The organism is Acidovorax sp. 69 (assembly GCF_002797445.1).
Taxonomy (GTDB): domain Bacteria; phylum Pseudomonadota; class Gammaproteobacteria; order Burkholderiales; family Burkholderiaceae_C; genus Acidovorax.
In genome coordinates, this window is sequence record NZ_PGEP01000001.1 from 3,263,163 (window position 1) to 3,287,291 (window position 24,129).

Here is a 24,129-nt window from a genome sequence, read left to right on the forward strand (position 1 = left end):
TTACCTCGAACGGCCCTTGCGCCTGCGGCCCAATGCCCACACCAGCACCAGCGTGATGCCCATGACGATGAACGACACCACCGTGGTCAGCGTACCCAGCGCATAGATGGATGGCGTGGTCACCGTGCTGGTCAGGCCCTGCAGCTCCAGCGGCAGCGTGTTCACGTCGCCGATGGCCTGCGAGGTGCGGGCGATCTCGTCCCAGCTGAGCGTGAAGCCGAACATGCCGATGCCCACGACCGAGGGCGCGATCAGTGGCAGCACCACATGGGCAAAGCCCTGCCACGGCGTGGCCCCCAGGTCGCGCGCGGCCTCTTCGTACGCAGGGTTGAAGCGGTTGAACACCGCGAACATGATGAGCAGGCCGAACGGCAGCGTCCAGGTCAGATGCGCGCCCAGGGCCGAGGTGAACAGGCCCAGCGACGTGCCATAGCTTTCCAGCGTGCTCTCCATGCCCAGCCATTCCAACGCGGCCTTGATGCCGTTGTCGATGAGCCGGAACTCCAGCCCGATGCCCAGCGACACGATGATGGACGGCATGATCAAGCTGGCCACGACGATGAAGAACAGCGTGTTGCCCCCCGCCAGCCGCTTGCGAAATGCCAGGCCCGCCAGCACCGAGAGCACCACCGTGCACAGCATCACCGCCGCGCCCAGGCCCAGTGACCGCCAGAGCGCCGCACCAATGTCCACCACGCCCAGCCCCTCCGCCAGCTTGGTGAACCAGTGCAGCGATACGCCGCGCATAGGGAAGGTCAGCCCGCCCTCGGGCCCCTGGAAGCTCAGGATGACGATGACAAACATGGGCCCGTACATGAACAACACGAACAGAGCAAACACAAGGGCCAGGGGCCAGAAGCTGGCGGGGCGGGATTCGCGCACTTTCATCTCACAGCTCCTTTCGGATGTCGACGAGGCGCGTGAGGCCCCAGATGATCATCAGCACCACCACCAGCAAAATCACCGCATTGGCCGCCGCCAGCGGAAACTGCAGGTAAGACGTCTGCACCTGAATGATCTTGCCGATGGAGGCGATCTGCTGGCCGCCCATCACGCCGATCGTCACGAAGTCGCCCATGACGATGGTGATGACAAAGATCGAGCCGATGATGATGCCGGTGCGCGACAGCGGCACGATCACGTTCCATAGCGTCTGCCAGCCGCTGGCCCCGCTGTCGCTGGCGGCCTCGATGAGACTGCGGTCGATGCGCATCATGCTGTTGAAGATGGGCACGATCATGAACATGGTGTACAGGTGCACAAAGGCCAGCACCACCGAGAAATCAGAAAACAGCAGCCACTCAATGGGCGTCTCGATGAGGTTCATGCCCACCAAGGTTTGGTTCACCAAACCATTGCGCCCCAGCAGCGGCACCCACGAGATCATGCGGATTACGTTCGAGGTCCAGAACGGAATGGTGCACAGCACGAACAGCAGCGTTTGCATGCCCGATGAACGCACATGGAAGGCCAAAAAATAGGCCACGGTGAAACCGATCGCCAGCGTGATCAGCCACACCAGAAAACTGAACTTGAGCGTGGAGTAATACGTCTTGAGCGTGACGCACAGGCCTTCCGACACATCGCCACAGCCCGTAAAAATCGACACGTAGTTCTTGAACGTGACGCCGGGCAACAGCTCGTACTCGTTGAAATCCCAGAAGCTGACCATCACGATCAGCACCAGCGGAATCAGGAAAAACAGCGCGAACACCAGCGTGAACGGCGCAGCCTGCCACCAGGCGGCAATGCTGCGGCCGGGGACAGCTGCAGCGGGCAAGGTCGGTGTGTTGGTCGTGCTCATGGTGCTTGCATTCAGATATCAGCAGCGCTGCACGCTGCCCTTGAAACCGGCGCGGCCAGAGGCCAGTGCTCCCGCGCAAGGGCCGCCCCGCAGCGCTGGGAGCGTCCCCCTCCCGAACCGCGCAGCGGGTCGAGAGAGGGGTGAAGGCGCGCAGCGCCTCAGGGGGTGCTTCCTATGCCGCTACAAATTCATTCCACTTCTGGACCATGTAATTGTTCTCGTCCATCAGCGCGTTCCAGCAGGCAATGCCGCCCATGCGCGATTCGTAGCTGCCGCCGTCGCGCACCGCACCGGTCTTGGCCAGCACGTCGCCGCCCGGGCTCTTAATGTCTTGCGTGGCGGGCTTGCCTTCCATCCAGTAGGCCCACTCGTAGGCTTCCATCTTGGACTTGGCGGTGTCGAGCACGGCGCTGTAGTAGCCCTGGCGGTTCAGGTAGGCACCGGCCCAGCCGTCCAGGAACCAGTTGATGAACTCGTACGCGCCATCGAGCTTGCGGCCCGACAGCGTAGCGGGCAGGCCAAAGCCTGCAGCCCAGGCGCGGTAGCCTTCCTTCAGCGGCTGGAAGTTGCAGGCGATGCCCTTGGTGCGCACGGCCGTGACGGCGGGGCTCCACATCGACTGGATCACCACTTCGCCCGATGCCATCAGGTTCACCGACTCGTTGAAGTCCTTCCACAGCGCGCGGAACTGGCCCTGCTTCTTGGCTTCGATCAGGGTCTTGATCGTGAGATCGATCTCCTTCTTGGTCATGTTGCCCTTGTCGGGGTACTTGTAGATGCCCATGGCCTCGACCACCATGGCGGCGTCCATGATGCCGATGGAGGGGATGTTCAGGATGGCGGTCTTGCCCTTGAACTCGGGGTTGAGCAGCTCGGCCCAGGAATTGATGGGGCGCTTGATCAGGTCGGGGCGGATGCCCAGCGTGTCGGCGTTGTACACGGTGGGGATCAGGCTCATGAACTGCGTGGGCGCAGCGGCGAACTTCTTGGACTTTTCGCCTTCCAGGTAGATCACCTTCTTGGGCGCGGTGCCCTGGTCGCCCACGGCCTTGCCCGCCACCATGCCGGTGGTGAACAGTGGGGTGATCTTGTCGGCGTTCTTGATGCGCTTGGTGTCGATGCCCTTTAAGTTGCCCGTGGGCACGATCTTTTTCAGCGAGAAATACTCGGTGTCGATCAGGTCAAAGCTGTTGGGGGCCGTGACGGCGCGCTTGGTCACGTCGTCGGTGGTCACGGCCACGTACTGGATCTCGATACCGGTGTCGGCCTTGAATTTTTCGGCAATCGCCTTGTCCTGGTTCACCGCCGTGCCCAGGTAGCGCAGCACGATTTTTTCCTGCGAGTGAACGGCCGGAAACACGCCGGCAGCCAGGATGCCCGCCGTGCCCTTGAGCAGCGAGCGGCGCTGCATGCCGGTGGCGTCGGGTACAACAGCGGGGGAATCAGCACGGGAAGCATCGGACATGGGAAAACTCCTTGGGTTGCGGAAGGGGACGGGTTAAAAAAAGGCTGCGCAGCGACAAGATCAGTCGGCCAGGGCCACTGCGGGAGCGGGCACCGCCGCTGAAGGGGCCGCAGGCTGGGTCAGCGGGTGCGCCTGGTCGGGCGTCCAGTGCAGTTGCACGCCTTGCCTCACCTGGTAGGGCTGCGTGGCAAACGCGGCTTCGGACACCATCACCGAAAAGGCCGCCGTGGCGTTGGCCGACAGCGCCACGCCCTGCTTTTGCAGGCCCAGCAGCACATAGGTGCCCTGGTACTCGACATCCGTCACCACGGCCTGCATGCGCTGGGCGCCCCAGGGCAGCTCGGCGTGGACGGGGGCGATCTGCAGGTGGTCGGTGCGCACGCCCACCTTGCCTTCGGGCGTGTCGATCACGTTGTGCCCGCCCATGAAGCGCGCCACAAACTCGTTGGCGGGGCGGTTATAGACCTCGTGCGGGCTGCCCGCCTGCTCGATCACGCCGTGGTTCATCACCACCATGGTGTCGGCCAGGGCCATGGCCTCTTCCTGGCTGTGGGTGACGTGGATGAAAGTCAGGCCCAGCTCTTTTTGCCAGCGGCGCAGCTCGGCGCGCATCTGGATGCGCAAGAACGGATCGAGCGCCGAGAGAGGTTCGTCCAGCAGCAGCACACGCGGCTGGGTGATCAGGGCGCGAGCCAGCGCCACACGCTGCTGCTGCCCGCCCGACAGCTCTGCAGGCTTGCGCTCAGCCAGGTGGCCCATGGCCACGCGCTCCAGCAAATCACGCGCCTTGGCCTGGCGCTCGGCCTTCGCCATGCCCTTCATCTTGAGGCTGAAGGCCACGTTATCGAGCGCCGAGAGGTGCGGAAACAGCGCAAAGCTCTGGAACATCATGGCCGTGCCGCGCGCGGCAGCGGGCAGGTCGGTGATATTGCGGTTCTCCAGCAAGATGTCGCCGCTGGTCACCGACTCGTGCCCGGCAAGCATGCGCAAGGTGGTGCTCTTGCCGCAGCCCGAAGGCCCCAGCAAGCAACAGTAGCTGCCGCTGGCGATGCGCAAGTTAATGGCATCCACGGCGGGCTTGCCACTGGCGTAGCGCTTGGTGAGCGCGACGATTTCAATGGCGGCGGGAGTAGGCGCAGGGGTCTGGCTTTGCATGGGGTATGCACTACGCAAAGCCCATGCCAACTTTGTACACAATGTTTTATGTGCTTTGCATACAAAATGCACCAACACTGTGCCCGCAGATGCCCCAATCCCGCGAGAACCCGCATGTGCACTGGCTCCACCCGGTGCATGGCACGCACCGAAGCAGCGCACATGCAGCGGCGCCGCGTAGGGCGTGGCTATACTGACCTTCGCCGTTGAAACAATTTTTTACGTAAGTCCATTACGCCCTTGCCCGCCGCATGACGAACCTCGACCCGCGCTCCATGATTGCCCTGGCGGGCTTCATGTCTGCCGTCATGGCCATGGTGCTGCTGTTCATGCGGCGGCACTACCCACCCAGCATCCGGGGCGTGGGTGGCTGGGCGGTGGCGCCCCTGCTCTGGCTTGTGTCCACCGTGTTGTTCGGCGCGCGCGGCGCCATCCCCGACTGGCTGGGCCTGGTGCTGGCCAACCAGTTGCTGGTGCTGGGCTCGGTCACTTACTACATGGGCACCCGGCAGTTCATGGGCCAGCCCGCCACATGGCGGACCTGGAACTGGGTGATGGCGGGCACCACGGTGGTATTTGTCTGGCTGACCTACGGGTCGCCCAACTACGCGCTGCGCGTGGGTTTCTACACCGTCGTGATGGGAATGCTGTACGCCACACAACTGCACTTCATGCTGCGCCACGGTGACCGCAATTTTCCGGTGCGGCTGGTGGAGGCGGTGCTGGGGCTGCACATGCTGGTGCTCGCCGTGCGGCTGGGCTCCATCCTGGCCGGACACGCGGGCAACGACCTGATGGAGCCGTCGCTGTTCCAGACCCTTTACATCGGCGCCTATGTGCTCACCGTGCTGATGCTGTCCATTGGCGCCGTGCTAATGGCTACGGACCGCCTGCGCACCGAGCTGGAGCACCTGGCCACCTATGACTCGCTCACCCAGACCCTGAACCGACGCGCGCTGCTACAGCGCTGCGAGGACGAGCTGGAACGCGCACAGCGCTATGGCAACGGACCATCCATCATGATGGTAGACCTTGACAACTTCAAGGCCGTGAACGACACGCGCGGTCACCAGCATGGCGACGCCGTGCTGGTGCACTTTGCCGAGCGCACCCGCCAGGTGCTGCGCCGCGCCGACCGACTGGGCCGCTATGGGGGCGAAGAGTTTCTTGTGCTACTGCCCGGCGCCGATGCTGTCGCAGCCCTGGGCGTGGCCCAGCGCATACACGCCACGCTGGCCACGGGCCACCCGCTCGACTGCCAGGTCAGCATCGGACTGACCCATTGGACCGGATCACACGAAACGCTGGACACCATGCTGAGCCGGGCCGATGCCGCACTCTACCGCGCCAAAAAAGAAGGCCGCAACCGCACCGTGGTGGGCTGATGCACTTGCAGCCTGCGTGCCAAGGCATGCAGCGAGCCAGATCAGGCCGACTGGGTGGTGACCCCGGCCGATTCAAAACTCGCCATGTCGGCCAGCACCGCACAGGCGGACTGCAACAGCGGCCAGGCCAACGCGGCGCCCGAGCCCTCGCCCAGCCGCAAACCCAGGTCCAACAGCGGCTCCGCCTGCATCTGTGCCAGCATCAAACCGTGGCCACGCTCACCCGATCGGTGCGCAAATACGCAGCGCTGCAGCACGGCGGGCTGCAGCCGACTGGCCACCAACACAGCCACGCTGGTGATGAAACCATCGACCACAATCACGCGGCGATCGGCAGCGGCCTGCAGCACCGCGCCCACCAAGGTCGCCACCTCATAGCCACCCAAAGCGGCCAGTGCGGCCAGCGGCGTGGTGGCGTCGGCGTTCGCATCCAGCGCCTGTTGCAACACAACGCGTTTGCGCTCAATGCCCGCGGCGTCCAGGCCGGTGCCTGCACCAGTCACCTCGGTCAGCGGCAAACCCGCCAGACGCGCTAACAGCAGCGATGCCACCGAGGTGTTGCCGATCCCCATCTCGCCCAGCAGCAGCGCATTGCCCGGCAAGCCACGCACCACCTCCATGCCGTTGAGCAGCGCCTGCGCGCATTGATCAGCCGCCATGGCCGGGCCCACCGAGGCATCCTGAGTGCCTGGCGCCACATTGCGCACCAACAGGCGTGGGGCGCCAGGGGCCGTATCGCGCGGAGCAATGCGGCGCGCCACGCCACAGTCCACCACCGTGAGTTGCAGGCCGTTCTGGCGGGCCAGCACGCTCACCGCAGCGCCACCGGCCAGAAAGTTCTCCACCATCTGCCAGGTCACATCACTGGGAAAGGCCGAAACGCCTTTTGCCGCCAAGCCATGGTCGCCCGCACACACCAGCATCTGCGGCTGCGTGAGCACGGGGGCCTCGGTACCCAACACTTGGCCGATGCGCAAGGCGAGCGCTTCGAGCCGCCCCAGAGATCCGAGCGGTTTGGTCTTGTTGTCCAGCAAATGCTGCAACCGTGCGGTCAAGGGAGCATTGGCAATGTCGGCGATGGCAGGGGTGGTGAACTGGGCCAGTTGTTGCATGGTGGAGGGAGTCAAAAAAATGAAGAAGAAATTCGAAAAGGAGGGTGCCGAGGCACGAAGCGCTCAGGGGCTGGGTGGGTCTTGCGCGACCAGTTCCCGCAGCGCACCCGGGTCAAAGCTGGCCTGTGCCATGCGGGCCAGGCCCTCAAACACGGCATCGAGCGTGGGCACGGGCGCCGCGCCCGCACGGCCAAACAGAGCTTGCAGTGCTGCGGGGTCTTCGAACAAACCATGCAGATACACACCCAGCACATTGCCCACCGGGTTTTGCCAGGCAATGCCGGGCATGACCTCGCGTGCCACATCGCCCTTGGCGGCCATGGCCGGGTGCTGGGCCGTCTGGCCGTGGTGAATTTCGTAGCCCGTGACGGGGACACTGGCCAGTGCCGCCCAGGCGCCCTGCACCGCGCCAAACTGCGCTCGCGTGCGCTGCACGGTTTTGGCAAGCTCGAAGGTGGTGACCAGGGGCAGCAGGCCCAGGCCGGGCGCATTGCCGTCGATGCCTGCGGTGTCGATGAGCGCTTCGCCCAGCATCTGCAACCCACCGCACACCCCGAGCACTGTGCCTCCCCGCGCTGCATGGTCCGCAATGGCGCTGTCCAGGCCCTGCGCACGCAACCAGCCCAGGTCCGCCGCGGTGGATTTGGAGCCCGGCAGTACCACCCAGTCGGAGGGCTTCAGCCCCCCAGGTCGGCCGGGCTGCGCGCCCACAGCAGGCGCACACCGGGCACGTTCTTGAGCGGCTGGAACTCGTCGAGGTTGCTGATGCGCGGATAGGCCACCACGGCCACCGTGGTGTGCACGGGGCCAGTCGCCAGCGTGCGGTCATCAAACACCCCATCTTCTTCGGGCAAGCCGTGGCGCCAGTGCATGGGGATGGTGGCCACGGTGGGCACGCCGGTCAGCTCTTGCAGCATTTGCGGGGCTGGCGCCAGCAGGCTGGCATCGCCACGGAACTTGTTGAGCACAAAGCCGTGGATCAGCGCGCGCTCCTCTTCAGGCAACAGCGCCCAGGTGCCATACAGGTGGGCAAACGCGCCGCCCCGGTCTATGTCGGTCACCAGCAAGCAGCGCGCACCGGCATGGCGCGCTACCCGCATGTTCACAATGTCGCTGGCGTGCAGGTTGATCTCGGCGGGCGAGCCTGCGCCTTCGATGACGACCACATCGTTCTCGGCGCGCAGTGCATCCAGCGCAGCGGCGATCTGCGGCCACACCTTTTCGCTGCGGCCGCGCCACGGCATGGCCGTGAGTTCCGCACTCACCTGCCCCATCAGCACGACTTGGCTGTGCGTGTCGGCCTCGGGCTTGAGCAGCAGCGGATTCATGCGCACCTCGGGCTCGGCGCGGGCCGCGAGGGCCTGGAAATACTGGGCTGAACCGATCTCACCCAGGCCGCCGCCAGGGCCCGACACCACGCGCGCATTGTTGCTCATGTTCTGCGCCTTGAAGGGCGCAACCTTGAGGCCCAGGTTGCTGTAGTAACGGCACAGCGCGGTGGTGAGCCAGCTTTTCCCCGCGCCGCTGGTGGTGCCCAGCACCATCACGCAGCGGGCCAGTTTGGAGGATGTGAGTGAAGTCAAGGCAGTGGAAGGACCATGCGGTCCATGATGTGTTCAAGCGCCGCGGCCGCATCGGTGCAGCGGCCGGTGTGCACGGGCGAGGTCTGAATGATGGCGCTGCGTTTGGCCGTGAGCCAATGGAAACGCTGGCGGTACGGCAGGCGCGCAATGGGGCCACAGCCCTCGTCGCCTGCGCAAATGGCCACAATGGCGGCGAGGTGTCGGTGCACCGTGTCCATGTCTACCTGGGGGTCCATGGCGAGCAAACGCTTTTCGTCGAGCGCGATGGCCGCCTTCAAAAAGCCGCTGCGCTGGCACGACAGGATCACGCCTGCGTTGATGAATTCCTCGCGCTCCACGCGGGGCACCACGCGCACGATGGCGTAGTCGTACACATCAGCGGCGTGCATCGAAGGCCCCCTTTACCGCATTCACCCAGACTTCGCGCCCTGCCATGCGTGCGCAGAAATAATCCACATAGGCTTGGCGGTGGCTTGCGGGGGCAGTCAGCGGGCCTTCGGCATGATCGGCTCCAGCCAACGTAAAAAACTCGTCGGGCACCTCGGCCAGGATGCCCGCAACCACCTCAGGTGTGAGGCGTCCAGCCAGCTCGGCATCTACCTGCGCCAGCGCAGTGGCCTGGGCCAGCAGCACATGGTCGGCAATCGGCGCGAACGGTTTGGCGGGCTGGGCTACAGCACCATTCCACGCATGGTGAAAGGTCAGCGCTGCGCCATGGTCGATGAGCCAGGGCTGGCGGTGCCACATGAGCAAATTGGTGTTGCGCGCCGTGCGGTCCACATTGCCCACCAGCGTATCGAACCACACGAGACGCGAGGCGAAATCGTCAGACACCACGTCCACCGCCGGGTCAAAGTTGAGCGAGCCCGACAGGTAGTCCAGCCCCACGTTGAGGCCACCGCTGGCGCGCACCAGATCCTGGATCTCGGGGTCGGGCTCAGTCTGGGCCAGGGCTGTGTCCAGCTGGGCCAGCACGATCTCGGGCACGGGCAGGCCCAACGCACGCGCGATGCCGCCGGCAATCATTTCGGCCAGCAGGGCGCGCACGCCCTGCCCTGCGCCACGGAACTTGAGCACGTAAGTGCCCAGGTCGTCGCCCTCGACGATGGCGGGCATGGAGCCACCTTCACGCAGCGGCGTGACGTAGCGATTGACGGTGATGGTTCTCACGAGGTCTCCCTTGAACCGGTTGAAACGCTGCCGACGATGGTACGGCCGGGCCGCAGCCCTTCCCAGGCGGCCCGCAGCGTGTCTTGCGCAACGGGTGCGAGCACACCCAAACGCAGGGTGCCGGGCAGCCCGAACGATGTGGCATCCCGCAGCTTGATGCCCACAGCCCGCAAGGCGACCAGGTCATGTTGCAGCGTGGCGGTAGCGGGCTGCGCACAGAAATAGTTGGCCAGGCTGTCGGCATGCACGGCCCAGCCCAGGGCAGCACACAGCCCTTGTTGGCGGATCTTCCATGCGCGCAAAGTGCTCAGGCTGTGAACCAGCCACTGCTGCACCGTGGGCTGTATCCAGGCCTGCAACAACGCCACGCCATGCGCACCCACCGGCCACGAAGGCGCCAGCGCCGTCAATGCCTGCACCAGCGGTTCGCTGTCTGCGGGCGCCACGGCATAGGCGGCCCGCACCCCGGTGAGCCCCAAGGCCTTGTTGGGTGTCCAAAGCTGCCAGCAGGCTGACGGCGGCTGCAGCGATGCGGGGGCACCGGTCCAGCCGCCATCCTGGTCGAGGCGCAAGGGGACATAGGCGCAGTCGAGAACGCGCAAGCCAGTCGCCGCATGGCCCGTCTCGCTCCACGGGCGCACAGCCGGATCTTGCAAACCCTGCGGGCTGGAGGGCGCACACGCCCATTGCAAACCTGCTGGCGACACATCACCGCCCCGCAATACCCCCAGGCCCCGCGCCTGCGCCGCCTGGGCATAGTCACCGTAGCTGTGCAAGGGCACCGCCACCTGCACCGCACCCTGCTGCACGGCCAGTGCGGTGATGCGGTGGATGAACTCGCTGGCACTGGCGGCCAGCACGATACGACCGGGCGCCACGCCATGGAATGCGCCCAGGCCCTCGCGCAGCGCCGTGTACGCCGGGTCGGGATAGCGCGTGGCATCGGCCACCTGCACGGCGTGCAGTGCCTCGGGGCACGGCCCACAGGCGTTGCTGTTGGTCGAAAAATCAAACAGCGGTACACCGTCAGCGTCCGGACCTCCATGCAGCGGCACCTGCGTGGGCAAGGGCTTGAAATGTGTCATGCGTGCAGCCAGGAAAAAAACCCCAGCGCCAGCAACTGGAGCGCCGCCACCACCGGCACCATGCACACAACCACCCGGGTGCCCATGCGCGCCGCGCGCCGCGTATCCAGGGGCCCAGCCCTTCGGCCCTTGCGATTGAGCGTGTACGCGCCCGGCTTGGCCAGGCGCACGCCCAAAGCCAGCGCCATGGCGGCCATGGGCCAGCCGCTGTTGGGCGACGGGGTCTTGCTCGCCTGGCGGGCCAGCGTGGAGAGCGGCAGGCCCTGGGCACCCGTCGCGAGCAGCAAGGCCGTGATGCGTGCGGGCACCCACGACAACACGTCATCCGCCCGCGCCGCCCACTTGCCTGCCCATTGCCAGTAGCGCCCACCCCGCATGCCGGGGTAGCCCCACATGGCATCGGCCGTGTTGGCAAAGCGGTACAGCGCGGCGCCGGGCAAACCCAGCAGCGCAAACCAAAAGAGCGGCGCAACCACCGAGTCGTTGAGGTTCTCGGCCAGCGATTCAATGGCGGATTCGCGCACCTGCAGTGCGCTGAGCTGGGTCACGTCCCGGCTCACCAGGCGCGCCAGGCGCTCGCGCCCCTCGGGCAGCGAACGGGCCAGCGCTTCTTCCACCGCCAGCACCTCATCGCGCAGCATGCGCCAGGCCAAGAGTGGCTTGAGCAGCAGGGCCATCAACGCAGCGGCCACAAAGCCGTGCAGCATCAGCACCAACTGCTGCACGGCACATCCCACTATAAAAACAATAGCTGCCAGCGCACACCAGACAAGCGCTGAAAGCCAAAAGATCTTCAAATCCCGGGCTACAGGCACAGGGGGCGCCAGCCGGCCGCCCCACCACTGCAGCGCCTGCCCCATCCAGACCACCGGGTGCCAGGCGGCGGGCGGCTCGCCCAGCCACCAGTCCACCGCCAGCGCCAGCAGCGGCACGCCGATCCACACCGCCACCATGGGCCAGCCCCCGGCGGGTGTGATCAGCAAAAGCCAGTGGTCGGACACGATGGCCTGCCTAGTCTTCGATGCCGCGCTGCGCCGGGATGCCGGCCTTGAACGCGTGTTTGACCATCTGCATCTCGGTCACGGTATCGGCCAGCTCGATGATCTCGGGCGGGCAGCGGCGGCCAGTCAGGCACACATGCACGTCCTTGGGCCGATCGCGCAGGGTTTGCAGCACGCCGTCGAGCGGCAGCCAGCCATAGATCAGCGGGTAGGTGATTTCGTCCAGCACCACCAGGAAATGTTCGCCCGACACGATGGCGGCGCGCGCCTTCTCCCAACCGTCGCGCGCGAGCTGCGCCGAGTGCTCCAGGTCCTGGCTTTTCCAGCTGAAGCCGTCACCCAGGCCCTCAATGGGGATACCAATCTGCTCGAACATGCGGTGCTCGCCAAAACGGGCCGAGGGCACCTTCATGAACTGGAAAATCTTCACGGCCTTGCCGCGGCCATGCGCGCGCAGCGCCAGGCCAAAGGCGGCCGTGCTTTTGCCTTTGCCGTCGCCGGTGTTGACGATGACGATGCCACGGCGTTCGCCTTCGGGCTTTTCATAGCGCTTCTCGGTGGGCGGGGTTTCGATCTGCATGGTGAACATTCTTTCAGAGGGGTCGATTCTTACAGCCCGACCAGGCGGGGCTGCCGGGACAGGGACAACGGCTGGCGGGCCTGCCAGGCAGCACCCGCCAGCACCACCAGGGCCATGACCAGCATGGCCACGATGCCGGCCATGCGCTCCACGGGAGTGGGCTCGGCGGTGGCGGCTTCGCGCTCGGGCTGGCGCTCCAGCAGCACGCCCATGGCGGGTACAGCTGGCACGGCAGGTGCGGTGGGCGCGGGGTTTGCCTGCGGGGGTGGCGCAGGGAGGTCGGCGGACCGGGGCGTGGGCGGGGTCGACGCAGCGGGTGGCAGTGCCGATTGCGGCGTGGCCACGGCCATGCCGCTGGGTGCGGCCGTTGCGCCTTGCGCAGCCTGCTCCACCCACCGGCGCACGCTGGGCAGCTCGGCCGCCAGCGGGGCCGCGCGCGTCAGCGCCTGGTAGGTTTGGGCGAGTTGCTTTTGCGTTTCTGCATCGGCTTGCCAATAGCCCTGGCGCTGTGCCTGCACCAGGCGCTCCAGCGACTGGGCATAGGCCTGGGGATGCTCTTTCAGCCACTCGGGCATGCCCAGCTGGTGCTTGTCGCGCACCAGCACGTCGTAGAAGCTTTGCCAGTGGTCGCTGCGCACCGTATCAGGCGCCACGGCTTGCCAGCCCCAGGCAAATTGCACGGCCTTGAGCACCTGCAGCGTGCCCGAATAACCCTCCGCCTTCTGCGCCTGGAGCCAGCCGGGGTGCAGGTAGCGCGACTGCATCTCCAGCGCGATGGCGCGCCGTGCAGTTTCGGTGGTGGGCTCGCTTACATCCTGCAGTTGGGCCACATGCAGCTCCAGCCCCTGCGGCTGGCCGGCCACGCGGGCTGCGGCCGACAGGCCACCCAGGTACTGAAACGGATCATCAGAGCTGACCATGGCATACAGGTGCGAGCTGCGCGACATGATCGCCGCATCGGTGCGGCGCAAATGCGCACCCAATGCCTGCACGGCCGTGCCACCGGCCACGCCGGTCACGGGTTCGCCATCCAGGTAGGGCTGGCTCATCCGCTCCAGAAACATCTGGCCCAGGCGCGCATCGTTGTTCTGCAGGCCGTCGCTCTGCACCGCGTCGGAAATGCCCGTGCCGTAGTCACCCACCGCATTGCCAAATGAGCGGGCGCGCGCCAGCTGATCGGCCTGGGCTGGCGGCACGCCCTTCTGGCGCAGTTCGCGGCGGATCTGTTCGGTGTTGGCCGCAATCACGTTGCCGGGCTCGGCCGTGGCGGCCTGGGCCACCGCGCGATCGAGCAGCGCCATCAGCGCCGGGAACTGGTCGCGGTACGAGCCGGTGATGCTCATGAGCACATCCACGCGCGGGCGTTTGAGCTCATCGGCGGCAATGGTCTCCACGCGCACCGGGCGGCCCGAGTCGTCCCACACCGGGCGCATGCCCAGCGCCACCAGGGCCTGGGCTTCCATGATGCCTTGGTGGCGCAGCGTTTCGCCCGCCCACAGCGACAGTGCCATGCGCTGCGGAGCCTGGCCTTTGTGGCGCGCCTGGTAGTCCTTGAACCAATCGTTGAACAGCGTTTGCGCCACGGCGTAAGCCTGCCGCGTGGGCAGGCGGCTCGGGTCCAGCCCCGTGAGGTTGCGGCCCGTGGGCAGGCTCTCGGGGTTGCGGATGGGGTCGCCGCCGTAAGCAGCGGTGAGAAACCGGCCCTCCAGCCCCGCCAGCAGGCCGGGCATTTCGCCTTCGGTGGCCAGCAGGCGCTCCAGCTCCTGTGCACGTTGGGCCAGTTGCAGCAGTGCAGGCGTGTCGATGGGCTTGCGCGCGGCGCGGTTGGGCACATGGTCTTCGGCGCGCACCAGATCGGATGCGCCCGATACGGGTGCCGCCGCTGATGGCTGGCTGGGCAGCGCGGGGCGCAGGTCCAGCACGCTGGCGGCCTGGGCGTCGTTCAGCGCCACTTCCAGCCAGCGCGCGGGGCGCGCGGCCAGCACGGTATCGTGTTTGATCAGGAAGGCTTCGTCGATGTCTTCGCCCAGCGCCTCGATCAGCGGCTTGCGCAGCGCCTGCAGGATGGTCTCGCGCCGCTGCTCGGGCGCGGGCACACGGCCGAACACCGCCAGGCCTTTGGGCTGCGAGCTTTGCGCGAGCTGGTCCAGGTAGGGGTGCAGAATTTCAAGAAAGCCGCTGAAGTCGGCCGCGATGCGGTCGGCGCTCCAGCCCAGGTCGCGGTGCAGCTGGTGCTCCACAAACTGCGCCACCAGCTGCTTTTCGAGTGCGCGGCGCGTGGGGCCCTCGTCCACGGTTTCCCACTCGTGCATCACCTCGTGCATGTGGGCCATGCGGGCCTCGAAGCCTGCCGGGGCGAACACCGGCGTGCGATGGCTCACCAGCACGGCGCGGCCCCGGCGCTTGGCGGTGAGGGCCTCGCCCAGGTTGTCCACGATGTAGGGGTAGACCACGGGCAGGTCGCCCAGCGGCAGCAGCGCGTCGTCGTGCACATCCAGCGCACGCGCCTTGCCACCGGCCCATTCCTGCGTGCCGTGGGTGCCGAAGTGGATCAGTGCATCGGCCTCCAGCTGCGCCCACAGGTACACGGCCAGGTAATGGTGCGACAGCGGCGCCTTGGCCTTGTGCATGAACGGGTTCTGGCCGAGGCGCAGCGTTTCTTCGCGCGGGGGCTGGGGCAGCACGGCCAGCTGGCCCACCTGCAGGCGCGGGATGGCGAACACTTTTTCGCCCTGCCACTCGACCACGTAGCGGCTCTTTGCGGACGCGCCCCAATGCGCGTTCATGCGCTCGCGCACGGCCTTGGGCAGGGTGGCCAGGTGCTGCTCATAGCGTGCCAGCGGCAGCGCGGCGGCCTGGCCACTTTGCAGCAGCGCGCGCACATCCGCACCGGGGTAGTAGGCTGCCAGCAGCGGTTTGAGCCCGTCGATCCAGCCCTGCTCGGGCACGCGCTCGGTGCGGTAGCCCGCCTCGGCCAGGCCGCCGGAGACCTGCTCCAGGCTGCGCGGCACGTTGAGAAAGGAGGCGCCGAAGTTGGTGCCACCCGGTGGGTAGTTGTAGACCATGGCCACCAGGCGTTTGTCGGCGGCGGGTTTTGTCTGCAGCGTGATCAGGCGCCGCGCCTTGGCGGCCACCGCCTGGGCCTGGCGCTCAATGAGGCGATAGTCGCGCCCCTCGGCGCCATGCGCCACCGTGAGCACGGGGTCGATGGCGCCCGCTGCTTCGGGCTGGGCCAGGTAGAACGGCACGTCGGACAGCGACAGGCCCGTTTCGCTGGCCTCCCACGCGGCGGCATCGCCCGCCCGGTAGGGCTGCGTGGCCAGCAGCGGCGCGCCCCAACGCAGCAGCAAGGGTTGCAGTGCTGACGCCTGAGGTACGAGCTGGTGCAGCACCAGGGCGGAGGCGTGAAGGCGCTCAGGGCCCGCTCCCGTGCCGCTGGCCGATGGAAGCTCCAGCACCTCGGCCAGGGTCTGCGCATTGAGTTGCTGCCCAAAGGCTGCATAGGCGAACAAGCCTTGCTGGCGGAAGGTGCGCAGCCAGGCATCCAACCATTCGGTGCTCCCATCCACAAAGTGGTGGCGGTGCACCAGCACGGCCACGGCCGGTTGGCCGCGCAGTGCAGGCTGCCCCTGCCGCCATTGCTCCAGCGCCACCACATTCGGCAGCAGGCCTGGGGCCTCGGGGTGGTAAACGCCACGGGCGGGCACCCGTTCGGGGTTGGGCAGAGGGGGCATCGCCACGTTGCCCGCCGCGGTGGCACGTGCCAGTGCCATGGCGTGCTGCAGATTGCGCGGGCCGCCCGCCTGCAGGTAAGCCACCATGCGTGCAGGCGTGTCCAGCGCGGCCAGGTCAATGGCTGGGCTGCCCGCAGGCACCCACACCACCCGGCCGGGCGTGCGCGCTGCGCGGGCATCCAGCGCCGGGCCTGCCATGCGGCGCAGGCGGGCCTCGACGCTGGCATGTGGCGCATCCACCCACACCAGCGCAGCGTCGGCCAGCGCGCGCTGCAGCCTTTGGGCGTCTGCCGCAGCCAGCACGGCGGGGCCGCCCAACGGGTAGTCGATGTGTTCAAACGCCAGGCCCGCTTTAGCGGCCAGCCGCTGAACGGTGGCCGTGCGCGTGGCGGTGGTGATGTCCGAGGTCAACCACAGCAGCCCGGGCGCTGCATGCGCCAACGGCGCGGCAAACAGCAGGCACCACAGTGCCACGCGCAGGATCAGCGTCTTCATGGCTTGGCGGGTGCAGCCGCTGTAGCACCGCTCGCCGAGGTGCTGGCAGGAGGCGCACCTTTTTCTGGGATGTAGACGATGTTGCCGTCCTCCAGCTGGTAGGCCACGCCCGCCCGCACGCCCTGCCCTTGCGCTGCGCTGCCCGCGCCCTTGAAGCGCACTTCCTTGCCCTGCTCGCGCACCACGACCTCCATGTCGGGCTGGCCGGGGTTGCGGATGATGGTGACGCTTTCGTTGGCACTGGTCTGCGTCTGCACAGCCACAGCCGTGAGCAGCGCCACCACCAGCACCAGGAACACGTCCACCAGGTTCACGGCGGACAGCATCGGGTCGTCGTCGTCCTCGGCCAGGACATTCAGGTGCTTCAAGCTCATTGCGCCACCCCGCGCTCCTTGCGCACCGCCAGCAGTTCGGCCAGCAGCCAGCGGCGGCGCACCGAGTACACCACCAGCCCCACCGACGCAGCCGCCAGCGCCAGCACCACGCCCGCAAACGCGCCGCTGAACACCGCCAGAGCCTGCTGGCCGTTGCCCGCCGCCACGCTCTGCAACGCGGGGCCGAGCGGGATCATCGTGGCGATCAGCCCCAGCATGGGCGACAAGCGGCTGAGCAGGCGCACGGGTTCGACCTGGCGCACCAGTTGCAGCTCCAGCTCTTCCATCGAGAGTTCAGGCTCCACGCGCAGCGAGCGGTATTGCGGCTGGCGCCAGCGCTGCCATGCCTCCATGAGCGTGGCGCCGCCCGACCACAGTGCGTAGACAAACGCCAGCGCGACCAGCACCAGCACGGGCCAGAGCAACGACTGCGCGACCTGCGAAAAACCCGATTCGATGTTCATGCATCCACTCCCTCAATAGCTTGGTTGTTGTTCTTGCGTTGCAGGGAGGGCAGCGCCATCCACATGCCATCCAGATGCCGCACATGGATGCGGTAGTCAAACACGCTTTCCAGCGCGGCGTGGGTATCGGGCGCATCGCAGGCGCCCTGGTGCAGCACGCGGCCCTGTGCCATCACCACCATGTCGTCGGCCTGCAGTGCCAGCGACACCTCGTGCAGCACGCTGACCACCGTGCCACCCGCCTCCACCAGTTCGCGCATGGTGTGCAGCCAGTCGGTCTGGTGCGGCGGGTCGAGGTTGGCCAGGGGCTCGTCCATGAGCAGCACCTGCGCCTGCACGGCCAGGGCGCGGGCCAGCAACACGCGCTGGCGCTCGCCGCCCGACAGCTGAGACAGCGGGCGGTGGCGCCAGTCCCAGGCCTGCGTGGTGCGCAGCGCCTGCTCCACTGCCGCATGGTCGGCCGCGCCCGGCGGGGCCAGCCAGGCCTGGTGCGGCAAGCGGCCCAGCATGGCGACGTCGTAGCTGGTGAGGTCGTCGGCCGAGCCTTCGTTCTGGCCCAGCCAGGCAAGCTGCCGGGCCCGTTCGCGCGCAGGTATCTGCAGGAGGGGTCGCCCCAACAACTGCACTTCGCCCTGCACGGCAGCGCGCGGCAGCAGGCCCGCCAACGCTTTGAGCAACGTGGACTTGCCCGCGCCGTTGGGGCCGACGATGCTGGTCCAGCGACCGGCGGGCAATTGCAGGTCAACGCCCTGCAATATCAAGTGATTTCCGATGCTAGCGCCTATCCCATAAGCGCCAATAGCTATCAATTTCATAGTTAACTCGCGCAAATGGGGGTGCGACGACAGGGGGCGGTCACGGCAAGCGACTTGCTTGAGCCTTTTTGCACAAGTCGCTTCATAGCGCACCACCGTGCGATGTGCGGCGGTGCATGAGCCACAGCAAGTAGGTGCCGCCCAGTGCGGCGGTGAGCACGCCCACCGGCAGCTCCTGCGGTGCCAGCAGCCAGCGCGCCAGGATGTCGGCGGCCAGCAGCAGCACCGCGCCCATCAGACTGGAGAGCACGATGTGCCGCTCGTGCGTCACCCGCACGATGGAGCGCACCAGGTGCGGCGCGGCCAGCCCCACAAAGGCGATGAGCCCCGTCTGCGCCACCGCCGTGCCAGTGGCCAGCGCCATGGCCGCCACCAGCCCTGCCCGCATGGGCATCAGCGGCAGGCCCAGGCTGGCCGCGGTGGACTCGCCCAGCGTGAGGCCGTCGAGCGCGCGCGCCAGCATCCAGGCGACAACTGAGCACAACCCCCACGCCACCGCCATCAGCACGCAGGCCATCCAGCCCACAAACGCCGTGCTGCCCAATGTGAAAGCCTGCATGGCCTGCAAGATGTCTGGCGACGCCAGCTCCACCAGGTCGCGCAGAGCACCCAGCACCACGCCCACGATCACGCCCGCCAGCAGCAAGCGCAGAGTGTGCTGCACGCCCTTGGCGAGCAACAGCGTCAGCACCACCGCCCCTGCCGCGCCCAAAAATGCCATGCCGGTGATACCAATGCGCGCAAGCCATTGCGCCGCCACGGGCGAGACACCAAACAGCGCCATGGCCACGGCCCCGCCCAGCGCCGCGCCCGAGGCGCTGCCCAGCAGGTACGGGTCGGCCAGCGGATTGCGAAACAGCCCCTGCGCCACGGCGCCTGACAGCCCCAGCAACGCGCCCGCCAGCCAGGCGCCCAGCGTGCGCGGCAGGCGGATATCCCACACGATCTGCCAGGCCACCGGGTCGCCACGCATGTGCAGCACGCTGTCAAAGCCGGTGCTGCCCACCCCCACGCCGGTCAACGCCAGCACCACGCTGGCCAGCAGCAGCCAGGCGGCGCACCATGCCGCACGGCGGCTGGCCGTACCGGTGGGCAAGTCGGCGGGGGCGCGGGTCATGGCGCCTTGTCCGAAATACACCGCGCCATGATGCGGGCCGCCTCGGCCATGCGCGGGCCGGGGCGCACCACCACGTCGGAATCACCCGGGCCAAACACGCACAGCTTGTTGTCTCGAATGGCCCGCATGCTCGCCCAGCCAGGGTACGGCACCATGGCCTGCATGCTGCGGTTGCCGATCATGATGATGTCGGGGTTGGCGCGCACCACAAACTCGGGGTTCAGGCGCGGAAAAGGCCCGAGCGATGCTGGCACCACATTGCGCACGCCCAGCCGGGTGAGCGACTCGCCAATGAACGACGCCTCGCCGGCCGCATAGGGCCCGCGGCTCACCTCGAAATACACGCGGGTGTTCTTGGCCTTGGGCGGGATGGACTGCGCCGCCGCCAACACGCCTGCATCGATCACGCGCCACAGCCGATCGGAGCCTTGCGCACGGGGCACGCCCAGCAGGTCACTCAAGGTGCCCAGCACGCGGCGTACGTCGGCGTGGGTCTTAGGCTCGAGCTGCACCACGGTAACGCCCAGCGCCTCCAGCCGGTCGCTGGCACGCGAGCTGACGGACATGAGCACAACGTCCGGTTTAAGCGCCACAACGGCCTCGATACTCGGGTCCAGCCCACCGCCCACCTTGGGCAGCTTCGCAATCACGGCCTCAGGCCAGTTGGAATAGCGGTCCACGCCCACCAGCCGGTGGCATTGCTCCAGCTCGCACACGCTTTCGGTCAATGAGGGCAGCAGGCTGACAATGCGCTGTGGCGGGCGGGGCAGCGAGACCTCGCGGCCGCGGTCGTCCTTGATATGCACCGACTGCGCCTGCGCCAGCCCGGCCATCAGCAGGCCCAGCAGCACCACGATGGCAATGACCCACAGAATGCGGCGCACGGGGGTTGGTTTCATCAGCAGGGTTCTTTCAACGTGAGAGGCAGGCCGGCTGCCATCAATGTGACGCGGGGGCACACCTGCGCGACTTGCTGGTTGAGCGTGCCAAGGGCATCCACAAAAGCGCGCACCTCGCGCCCCATCGGGATGACCCCCAGGCCAATTTCGTTGCCCACCAGAACAACGGGGCCAGGGGATTTCCGAACCGCTTCCAAAAACATAGCTGCTTGCGCTTGCCAATCAAGCGCTAGAGCCTGTTTTTGTTCAAAATCAAGAGTCTCCATGCCCGAGGGCATGGTCCAGTGTGTGAGCCACAGCGTGAGGCAGTCCACCACCACCAGGGTTTGCGGCGCGCTGAGCCGTACCACGGCAGCGGCCACATCGTGTGGATCTTCCACGGTCTGCAGACCGGGCACGCGTTCGGCGCGATCGCGTTGGTGGCGGGCGATGCGCTCGCGCATTTCGTCGTCCCAGGCTTCAGCGGTGGCGATGAGAACCGCGCGATGGTCGCCCGATTGCGCCAGCCAGTCACGCGCCAGCAATTCGGCGCGGCGCGACTTGCCGCTTTTTTGGCCACCCAGGATGAGTTCGGTGGTGATGGGGTGCGGTGCGGAAGTCATGCCGAGCCCCCTCCCAGCAGATGCGCCACGGCTTCGGGGCTGGACGGGAACCACGCATGAAAATAGCTTGCGTAGATGCTGCCCAACTGATACAGCGCTTCACCCGCATCCGGCGCAACTGCCTCGTTCGGGCGGGCCGTGCGGGCCACCACAGGCGCATGGCTGTCGCTGGTGGAGTAATGGAAGGTGTGGCCGCGCAGCGTGTGCCCCGCCACATCCAGTTGTTGTGGGCCCAGCGCCGCCAGGCGTTTTTGCATGGTCACGCGGCCGGGCAACAAGCCCCACAGCGGGGCCGTGCTGCCATCGGCCAGGGTGATGGATTCAAACAACGCCATCATGCCGCCGCACTCGGCCCACAGCGGTTTGCCCGCCGCCACATGGGCGCGCAGGCTGGCCAGCATGCCGGTATTGGCGGCGATCTGCGCGGTGTGCAGCTCGGGGTAACCGCCGGGCAGCCACACGGCATCGCAGTCCGGCAACGCCGTGTCTTGCAGGGGCGAGAAGAACACCACGCGGGCGCCCATCTGTTCCAGGCATTGCACATTGGCGGCGTAGGTGAAACAGAACGCCGCGTCACGCCCCACGGCCACGGTGCGGCCGGCCAGAAGGGGTGGCACGGGCACAGGCTGCGCAGGGGGTGCAAAGCCCACGGCCCAGCGCTGCAAATCATCCAAGCCCATCTGACCCAAGGGTGTGGCCGCCAGCGCGTCGGCGGCGGCGTCCAGTCGCTGCAAACTGTCGTCCAGCTCATGCGCGGCCACCAGGCCCAGATGGCGCTCGGGCAGCAGGGCGGCGCTGGCCTTGCCAGCGGCGGGTGCGGTGCCAGACTGCACCCGCATCAACGCCCCCATCCAGTCATCGGCGTCTTGCAGGCCATCTCGCAGCATGTCGGCGTGGCGCGCACTGCCCACGCGGTTGGCCAACACGCCGGCCCAAGGCAGGCCCGGGCGGTAGTGGCGAAGGCCAAAGGCCAGCGCACCGAACGTGCCCGCCATGGCCGAGGCATCGACCACAGCCAGCACCGGCACACCAAAGTGCCGGGCCAGATCGGCCGCGCTGGGGCTGCCGTCAAACAGGCCCATCACGCCTTCGATAAGGATCAGGTCCGACTCGCAGGCCGCATCGTGCAAGCGCTGCGCGCAGTCCGCCTCGCCCGTCATCCAAAGATCAAGCTGGTGCACCGGCGCACCGCTGGCCAGCTGATGCCAGTGCGGGTCCAGAAAATCCGGTCCGCACTTGAAGACCCGCACGCGCCTGCCCTGGCGCGCGTGCAGGCGCGCCAGGGCAGCGGTCACCGTGGTCTTGCCCTGCCCGGAGGCCGGGGCTGCGATCAGCAGCGCGGGGCAACGTGTCACTGCGGAGCCCATTTCACACCGACATAAACCGTGCGGCCTGCGGTGGCATAGGTGCGGGCCAGCTGATAGTCCTTGTCGGCCAGGTTGTCGATGCGGGCCAGCAAGGTGTAGTCGCGTGCAATGCGGGTGCTGGCATACAGGTTGAACAGGGCGTAGCCGCCCAGCACGTTGGTGTTGGCCACGGTGTCGAAGCGACGGCCAGAGGCCTGCACTTCGGCGCCCACGGTCCAGCCCGCCAGGCGCGTGTCGGCGCCGAAGGTGGCGTGCTGCTTGGCGCGGCGCGCCAGCTGTTTGCCGGTGTCCAGGTCACGCGGGCGCTGCAGGTCGACAGAACCGTGCAGTTGCACATCGCCCACGCGGTGTGAGCCAGCCAACGTCACGCCTTTGTATTCAGCACGCGCCGTGTTGGCGTAGCAGCCAAAGCTGGAGGCACAAGTGCCCGCACCACCAAAGGAGATCAGGTTGCTCACGCGGTTGCGGAACAGGGTGGCAGAGAACGTGCTGTTGCCCTGCGCATAACGCAGCGCCACTTCGGCATTGCGGCTGCTTTCGGGGCGCAGCGTTGCCACGCCGTATTCGCTGAAACGGTGATAGAGCGTGGGGGCGCGGAAGGCCGTGCCCACCGACGCCGTGGCGCGCCATTGCGGGGTGATGGCATAGCCGTAGGCCGCGCTGCCAGTGCTCTTGCCGCCAAACTCGCTGTCAGAGTCGTGGCGCACATTGAGCTGTACCGTGTGGCCTGCAGCGTTGTAGCCGTAGCCCAGGGCCAGTGCGTCCTGCGAGCGTTTGGCGTCGATGGGAGCGTTTTCCAGGCGGTCCTCCCGGCGCTCCAGGGCCGCGGTGACCAGGTGCGCGCCCTGGCGCCATTCATTCTGGAAGTAATAGCCGCGCAGGCGCGTGTCGCTCAGGTAAGGCGAGGGGCGGGTTTCGTATTCGTCGCGCGAGTCAGTGATGGACAAGCGCGTCTTGTAGGCACTGCTCCACTGCGCGATCCAGTTGAGGCCCAAGGCGTGCATGGTGTGCAGGTTGCGGTCGTCCTTGCCCAAGCCGCTGTCGTAGCCTGCGTTGGAGTCGTTGGACATCAGCGTGCCTTCGAGGCGGTGCGCGGCGTTGACCTGAAGACCTACGCGCGCGTGGCCCGCTGTGGTGCGGTAGCCGTCGCGATCGGGGTTCTGCCCGGTGATGGGGCGGGCGTTGAAGCCCTTGCTGTCGTCGCGGGCCAAGCCCAGTGCATAGTCCACCGTGCCACTGGCGCCGCTGATGCCCGCCTCGATCTTGGTGGTTTGACGGCTGCCCACTCCGATACCCACATAGGGCGCTACGCCGTTCTCGCCACGTTTGGTGAAAATCTGCACCACTCCACCCATGGCATCTGACCCATACACCGCCCCTGCCGGCCCACGCAACACTTCAATGCGATCAATGAGGCCCAGCGGGATGCTCTCCCACGGCGCACCGCCGGTGGACTGCGAGTCGATACGCACACCGTCGATATAGACCGCCGTGAAGCGCGACTCGGCACCACGCAGGAATACGCCGGTGGTGGTACCGGGGCCCCCATTGCGCGAGAACTCCACACCAGGCAAGCGGGCGAGTAGATCGGCCAGACCAGTGGCGCCGCTGCTTTCAATGGTTTCGCGGTCCACGATGGAGATGTCAGCCACCAGGTCGGCGAGCGGCTGCGGCGTGCGCGTGGCGGCCACCACGGTTTCTGCCAGCGAGGGAGCGCGCAGGTTCTGGGCCAGCAGTTCGCTGCTGGCAGGCGTGGCTTGTGCCAAGGCACTGCAGGCACTTCCCACAGCCAGTGTCAACAGGGCCAGGCGATTGGCAGGCAGGCGCAGCAACGCCACGGGGCGCGCACGAAAGGTACGGATTTTCATGGGGATCATCGTCAACAAACAACCCGGGCCGGCCTCCCGCCAGCATATGGGTGA

Annotated in this window: 20 protein-coding genes and 1 pseudogene; 1 reads left to right on the forward strand and 20 read right to left on the reverse strand. The window is 66.9% G+C overall.

From position 1 onward, the window contains the following. The 4 genes from CLU85_RS14930 to CLU85_RS14945 form a co-directional block, all read right to left on the reverse strand. Positions 1–888, reverse strand: coding sequence for an ABC transporter permease (locus CLU85_RS14930; RefSeq protein ID WP_100410950.1), 888 nt, complete (start codon positions 886–888; stop codon positions 1–3). 1 nt (position 889) lies between these two features. After that, complete coding sequence (locus tag CLU85_RS14935) at positions 890–1,804, reverse strand: ABC transporter permease (protein ID WP_100410951.1); 915 nt, start codon at positions 1,802–1,804, stop codon at positions 890–892. 172 nt (positions 1,805–1,976) lie between these two features. Next, positions 1,977–3,269, reverse strand: coding sequence for a PotD/PotF family extracellular solute-binding protein (locus CLU85_RS14940; RefSeq protein ID WP_100410952.1), 1,293 nt, complete (start codon positions 3,267–3,269; stop codon positions 1,977–1,979). 60 nt (positions 3,270–3,329) lie between these two features. Next, on the reverse strand, positions 3,330–4,424 hold the full coding sequence (locus CLU85_RS14945) for an ABC transporter ATP-binding protein (RefSeq protein WP_100410953.1): 1,095 nt from the start codon (positions 4,422–4,424) through the stop codon (positions 3,330–3,332). Between the two features lie 251 nt (positions 4,425–4,675). On the opposite strand from CLU85_RS14945, the gene CLU85_RS14950 reads away from it, so the two are divergent. After that, positions 4,676–5,809, forward strand: a complete 1,134-nt coding sequence (locus CLU85_RS14950) for a GGDEF domain-containing protein (protein WP_232727835.1) — start codon at positions 4,676–4,678, stop codon at positions 5,807–5,809. 41 nt (positions 5,810–5,850) lie between these two features. On the opposite strand, the gene cobT is transcribed toward CLU85_RS14950, so the two are convergent. From cobT to CLU85_RS15030, 16 genes and pseudogenes are all read right to left on the reverse strand, one after another. After that, positions 5,851–6,921 carry a nicotinate-nucleotide--dimethylbenzimidazole phosphoribosyltransferase gene (cobT, locus tag CLU85_RS14955; RefSeq protein ID WP_100410954.1) on the reverse strand — a complete coding sequence of 357 codons (1,071 nt, stop codon included), beginning with the start codon at positions 6,919–6,921 and terminating at the stop codon, positions 5,851–5,853. A 63-nt stretch (positions 6,922–6,984) separates the two neighbouring features. Further along, positions 6,985–8,465, reverse strand: a pseudogene (locus tag CLU85_RS14960) (cobyric acid synthase). A gap of 35 nt (positions 8,466–8,500) precedes the next feature. Then, positions 8,501–8,893, reverse strand: a complete 393-nt coding sequence (locus CLU85_RS14965; RefSeq protein WP_100410955.1) for a DUF3037 domain-containing protein — start codon at positions 8,891–8,893, stop codon at positions 8,501–8,503. Further along, positions 8,880–9,674 (reverse strand): HipA family kinase, encoded by a 795-nt coding sequence (locus CLU85_RS14970; RefSeq protein ID WP_100410956.1) that lies wholly within the window; start codon positions 9,672–9,674, stop codon positions 8,880–8,882. Before CLU85_RS14970 ends, CLU85_RS14965 begins: the two co-directional genes overlap by 14 nt. Next, positions 9,671–10,759: an aminotransferase class I/II-fold pyridoxal phosphate-dependent enzyme gene (locus CLU85_RS14975; RefSeq protein WP_100410957.1), complete on the reverse strand. Its 1,089-nt coding sequence runs from the start codon at positions 10,757–10,759 to the stop codon at positions 9,671–9,673. Before CLU85_RS14975 ends, CLU85_RS14970 begins: the two co-directional genes overlap by 4 nt. Next, the gene (gene cbiB / locus CLU85_RS14980; protein WP_100412571.1) at positions 10,756–11,712 is read right to left on the reverse strand and encodes an adenosylcobinamide-phosphate synthase CbiB; all 957 of its coding nucleotides are present in this window, start codon (positions 11,710–11,712) and stop codon (positions 10,756–10,758) included. The genes CLU85_RS14975 and cbiB overlap by 4 nt, the downstream gene beginning before the upstream one ends. Positions 11,713–11,770: 58 nt before the next feature. Next, entirely contained in the window at positions 11,771–12,340 is a 570-nt protein-coding gene (cobO, locus tag CLU85_RS14985) for a cob(I)yrinic acid a,c-diamide adenosyltransferase (RefSeq protein WP_100412572.1), read from the reverse strand. Between the two features lie 29 nt (positions 12,341–12,369). After that, complete coding sequence (gene cobN / locus CLU85_RS14990) at positions 12,370–16,569, reverse strand: cobaltochelatase subunit CobN (RefSeq protein WP_100410958.1); 4,200 nt, start codon at positions 16,567–16,569, stop codon at positions 12,370–12,372. Beyond that, positions 16,566–16,943: a DUF2149 domain-containing protein gene (locus tag CLU85_RS14995; RefSeq protein WP_100410959.1), complete on the reverse strand. Its 378-nt coding sequence runs from the start codon at positions 16,941–16,943 to the stop codon at positions 16,566–16,568. Before CLU85_RS14995 ends, cobN begins: the two co-directional genes overlap by 4 nt. Next, a complete protein-coding gene (locus CLU85_RS15000) occupies positions 16,940–17,407 on the reverse strand; it encodes a hypothetical protein (RefSeq protein ID WP_100410960.1) in 468 nt (155 codons plus the stop codon). The genes CLU85_RS14995 and CLU85_RS15000 overlap by 4 nt, the downstream gene beginning before the upstream one ends. Then, positions 17,404–18,222: an ABC transporter ATP-binding protein gene (locus CLU85_RS15005; RefSeq protein ID WP_100410961.1), complete on the reverse strand. Its 819-nt coding sequence runs from the start codon at positions 18,220–18,222 to the stop codon at positions 17,404–17,406. Before CLU85_RS15005 ends, CLU85_RS15000 begins: the two co-directional genes overlap by 4 nt. 82 nt (positions 18,223–18,304) lie before the next feature. After that, a complete protein-coding gene (locus tag CLU85_RS15010; RefSeq protein ID WP_100410962.1) occupies positions 18,305–19,339 on the reverse strand; it encodes an iron ABC transporter permease in 1,035 nt (344 codons plus the stop codon). Further along, on the reverse strand, positions 19,336–20,238 hold the full coding sequence (locus tag CLU85_RS15015) for an ABC transporter substrate-binding protein (protein WP_100410963.1): 903 nt from the start codon (positions 20,236–20,238) through the stop codon (positions 19,336–19,338). Before CLU85_RS15015 ends, CLU85_RS15010 begins: the two co-directional genes overlap by 4 nt. Beyond that, on the reverse strand, positions 20,238–20,840 hold the full coding sequence (locus CLU85_RS15020; RefSeq protein ID WP_100410964.1) for a bifunctional adenosylcobinamide kinase/adenosylcobinamide-phosphate guanylyltransferase: 603 nt from the start codon (positions 20,838–20,840) through the stop codon (positions 20,238–20,240). Before CLU85_RS15020 ends, CLU85_RS15015 begins: the two co-directional genes overlap by 1 nt. Beyond that, positions 20,837–22,195, reverse strand: a complete 1,359-nt coding sequence (locus tag CLU85_RS15025; protein WP_100412573.1) for a cobyrinate a,c-diamide synthase — start codon at positions 22,193–22,195, stop codon at positions 20,837–20,839. Before CLU85_RS15025 ends, CLU85_RS15020 begins: the two co-directional genes overlap by 4 nt. Then, complete coding sequence (locus CLU85_RS15030; RefSeq protein WP_100412574.1) at positions 22,192–24,075, reverse strand: TonB-dependent receptor domain-containing protein; 1,884 nt, start codon at positions 24,073–24,075, stop codon at positions 22,192–22,194. The genes CLU85_RS15025 and CLU85_RS15030 overlap by 4 nt, the downstream gene beginning before the upstream one ends. Positions 24,076–24,129: the final 54 nt, after the last annotated feature.

Excerpts from the sequence above, each read along its gene's own strand:
- CLU85_RS14940 (WP_100410952.1), bottom strand. The coding sequence starts at position 3,269 with ATGTCCGATGCTTCCCGTGCTGATTCCCCCGCTGTTGTACCCGACGCC.
- cbiB (WP_100412571.1), bottom strand. The coding sequence starts at position 11,712 with ATGGTGGCGGTGTGGATCGGCGTGCCGCTGCTGGCGCTGGCGGTGGAC.
- CLU85_RS14935 (WP_100410951.1), bottom strand. The coding sequence starts at position 1,804 with ATGAGCACGACCAACACACCGACCTTGCCCGCTGCAGCTGTCCCCGGC.
- cobN (WP_100410958.1), bottom strand. The coding sequence starts at position 16,569 with ATGAAGACGCTGATCCTGCGCGTGGCACTGTGGTGCCTGCTGTTTGCC.
- CLU85_RS15005 (WP_100410961.1), bottom strand. The coding sequence starts at position 18,222 with ATGAAATTGATAGCTATTGGCGCTTATGGGATAGGCGCTAGCATCGGA.
- CLU85_RS15000 (WP_100410960.1), bottom strand. The coding sequence starts at position 17,407 with ATGAACATCGAATCGGGTTTTTCGCAGGTCGCGCAGTCGTTGCTCTGG.
- CLU85_RS15020 (WP_100410964.1), bottom strand. The coding sequence starts at position 20,840 with ATGACTTCCGCACCGCACCCCATCACCACCGAACTCATCCTGGGTGGC.
- CLU85_RS15015 (WP_100410963.1), bottom strand. The coding sequence starts at position 20,238 with ATGAAACCAACCCCCGTGCGCCGCATTCTGTGGGTCATTGCCATCGTG.
- CLU85_RS14930 (WP_100410950.1), bottom strand. The coding sequence starts at position 888 with ATGAAAGTGCGCGAATCCCGCCCCGCCAGCTTCTGGCCCCTGGCCCTT.
- cobO (WP_100412572.1), bottom strand. The coding sequence starts at position 12,340 with ATGCAGATCGAAACCCCGCCCACCGAGAAGCGCTATGAAAAGCCCGAA.
- CLU85_RS15030 (WP_100412574.1), bottom strand. The coding sequence starts at position 24,075 with ATGAAAATCCGTACCTTTCGTGCGCGCCCCGTGGCGTTGCTGCGCCTG.
- CLU85_RS14975 (WP_100410957.1), bottom strand. The coding sequence starts at position 10,759 with ATGACACATTTCAAGCCCTTGCCCACGCAGGTGCCGCTGCATGGAGGT.
- CLU85_RS14965 (WP_100410955.1), bottom strand. The coding sequence starts at position 8,893 with ATGCACGCCGCTGATGTGTACGACTACGCCATCGTGCGCGTGGTGCCC.
- cobT (WP_100410954.1), bottom strand. The coding sequence starts at position 6,921 with ATGCAACAACTGGCCCAGTTCACCACCCCTGCCATCGCCGACATTGCC.
- CLU85_RS14995 (WP_100410959.1), bottom strand. The coding sequence starts at position 16,943 with ATGAGCTTGAAGCACCTGAATGTCCTGGCCGAGGACGACGACGACCCG.
- CLU85_RS15010 (WP_100410962.1), bottom strand. The coding sequence starts at position 19,339 with ATGACCCGCGCCCCCGCCGACTTGCCCACCGGTACGGCCAGCCGCCGT.
- CLU85_RS14945 (WP_100410953.1), bottom strand. The coding sequence starts at position 4,424 with ATGCAAAGCCAGACCCCTGCGCCTACTCCCGCCGCCATTGAAATCGTC.
- CLU85_RS14950 (WP_232727835.1), top strand. The coding sequence starts at position 4,676 with ATGACGAACCTCGACCCGCGCTCCATGATTGCCCTGGCGGGCTTCATG.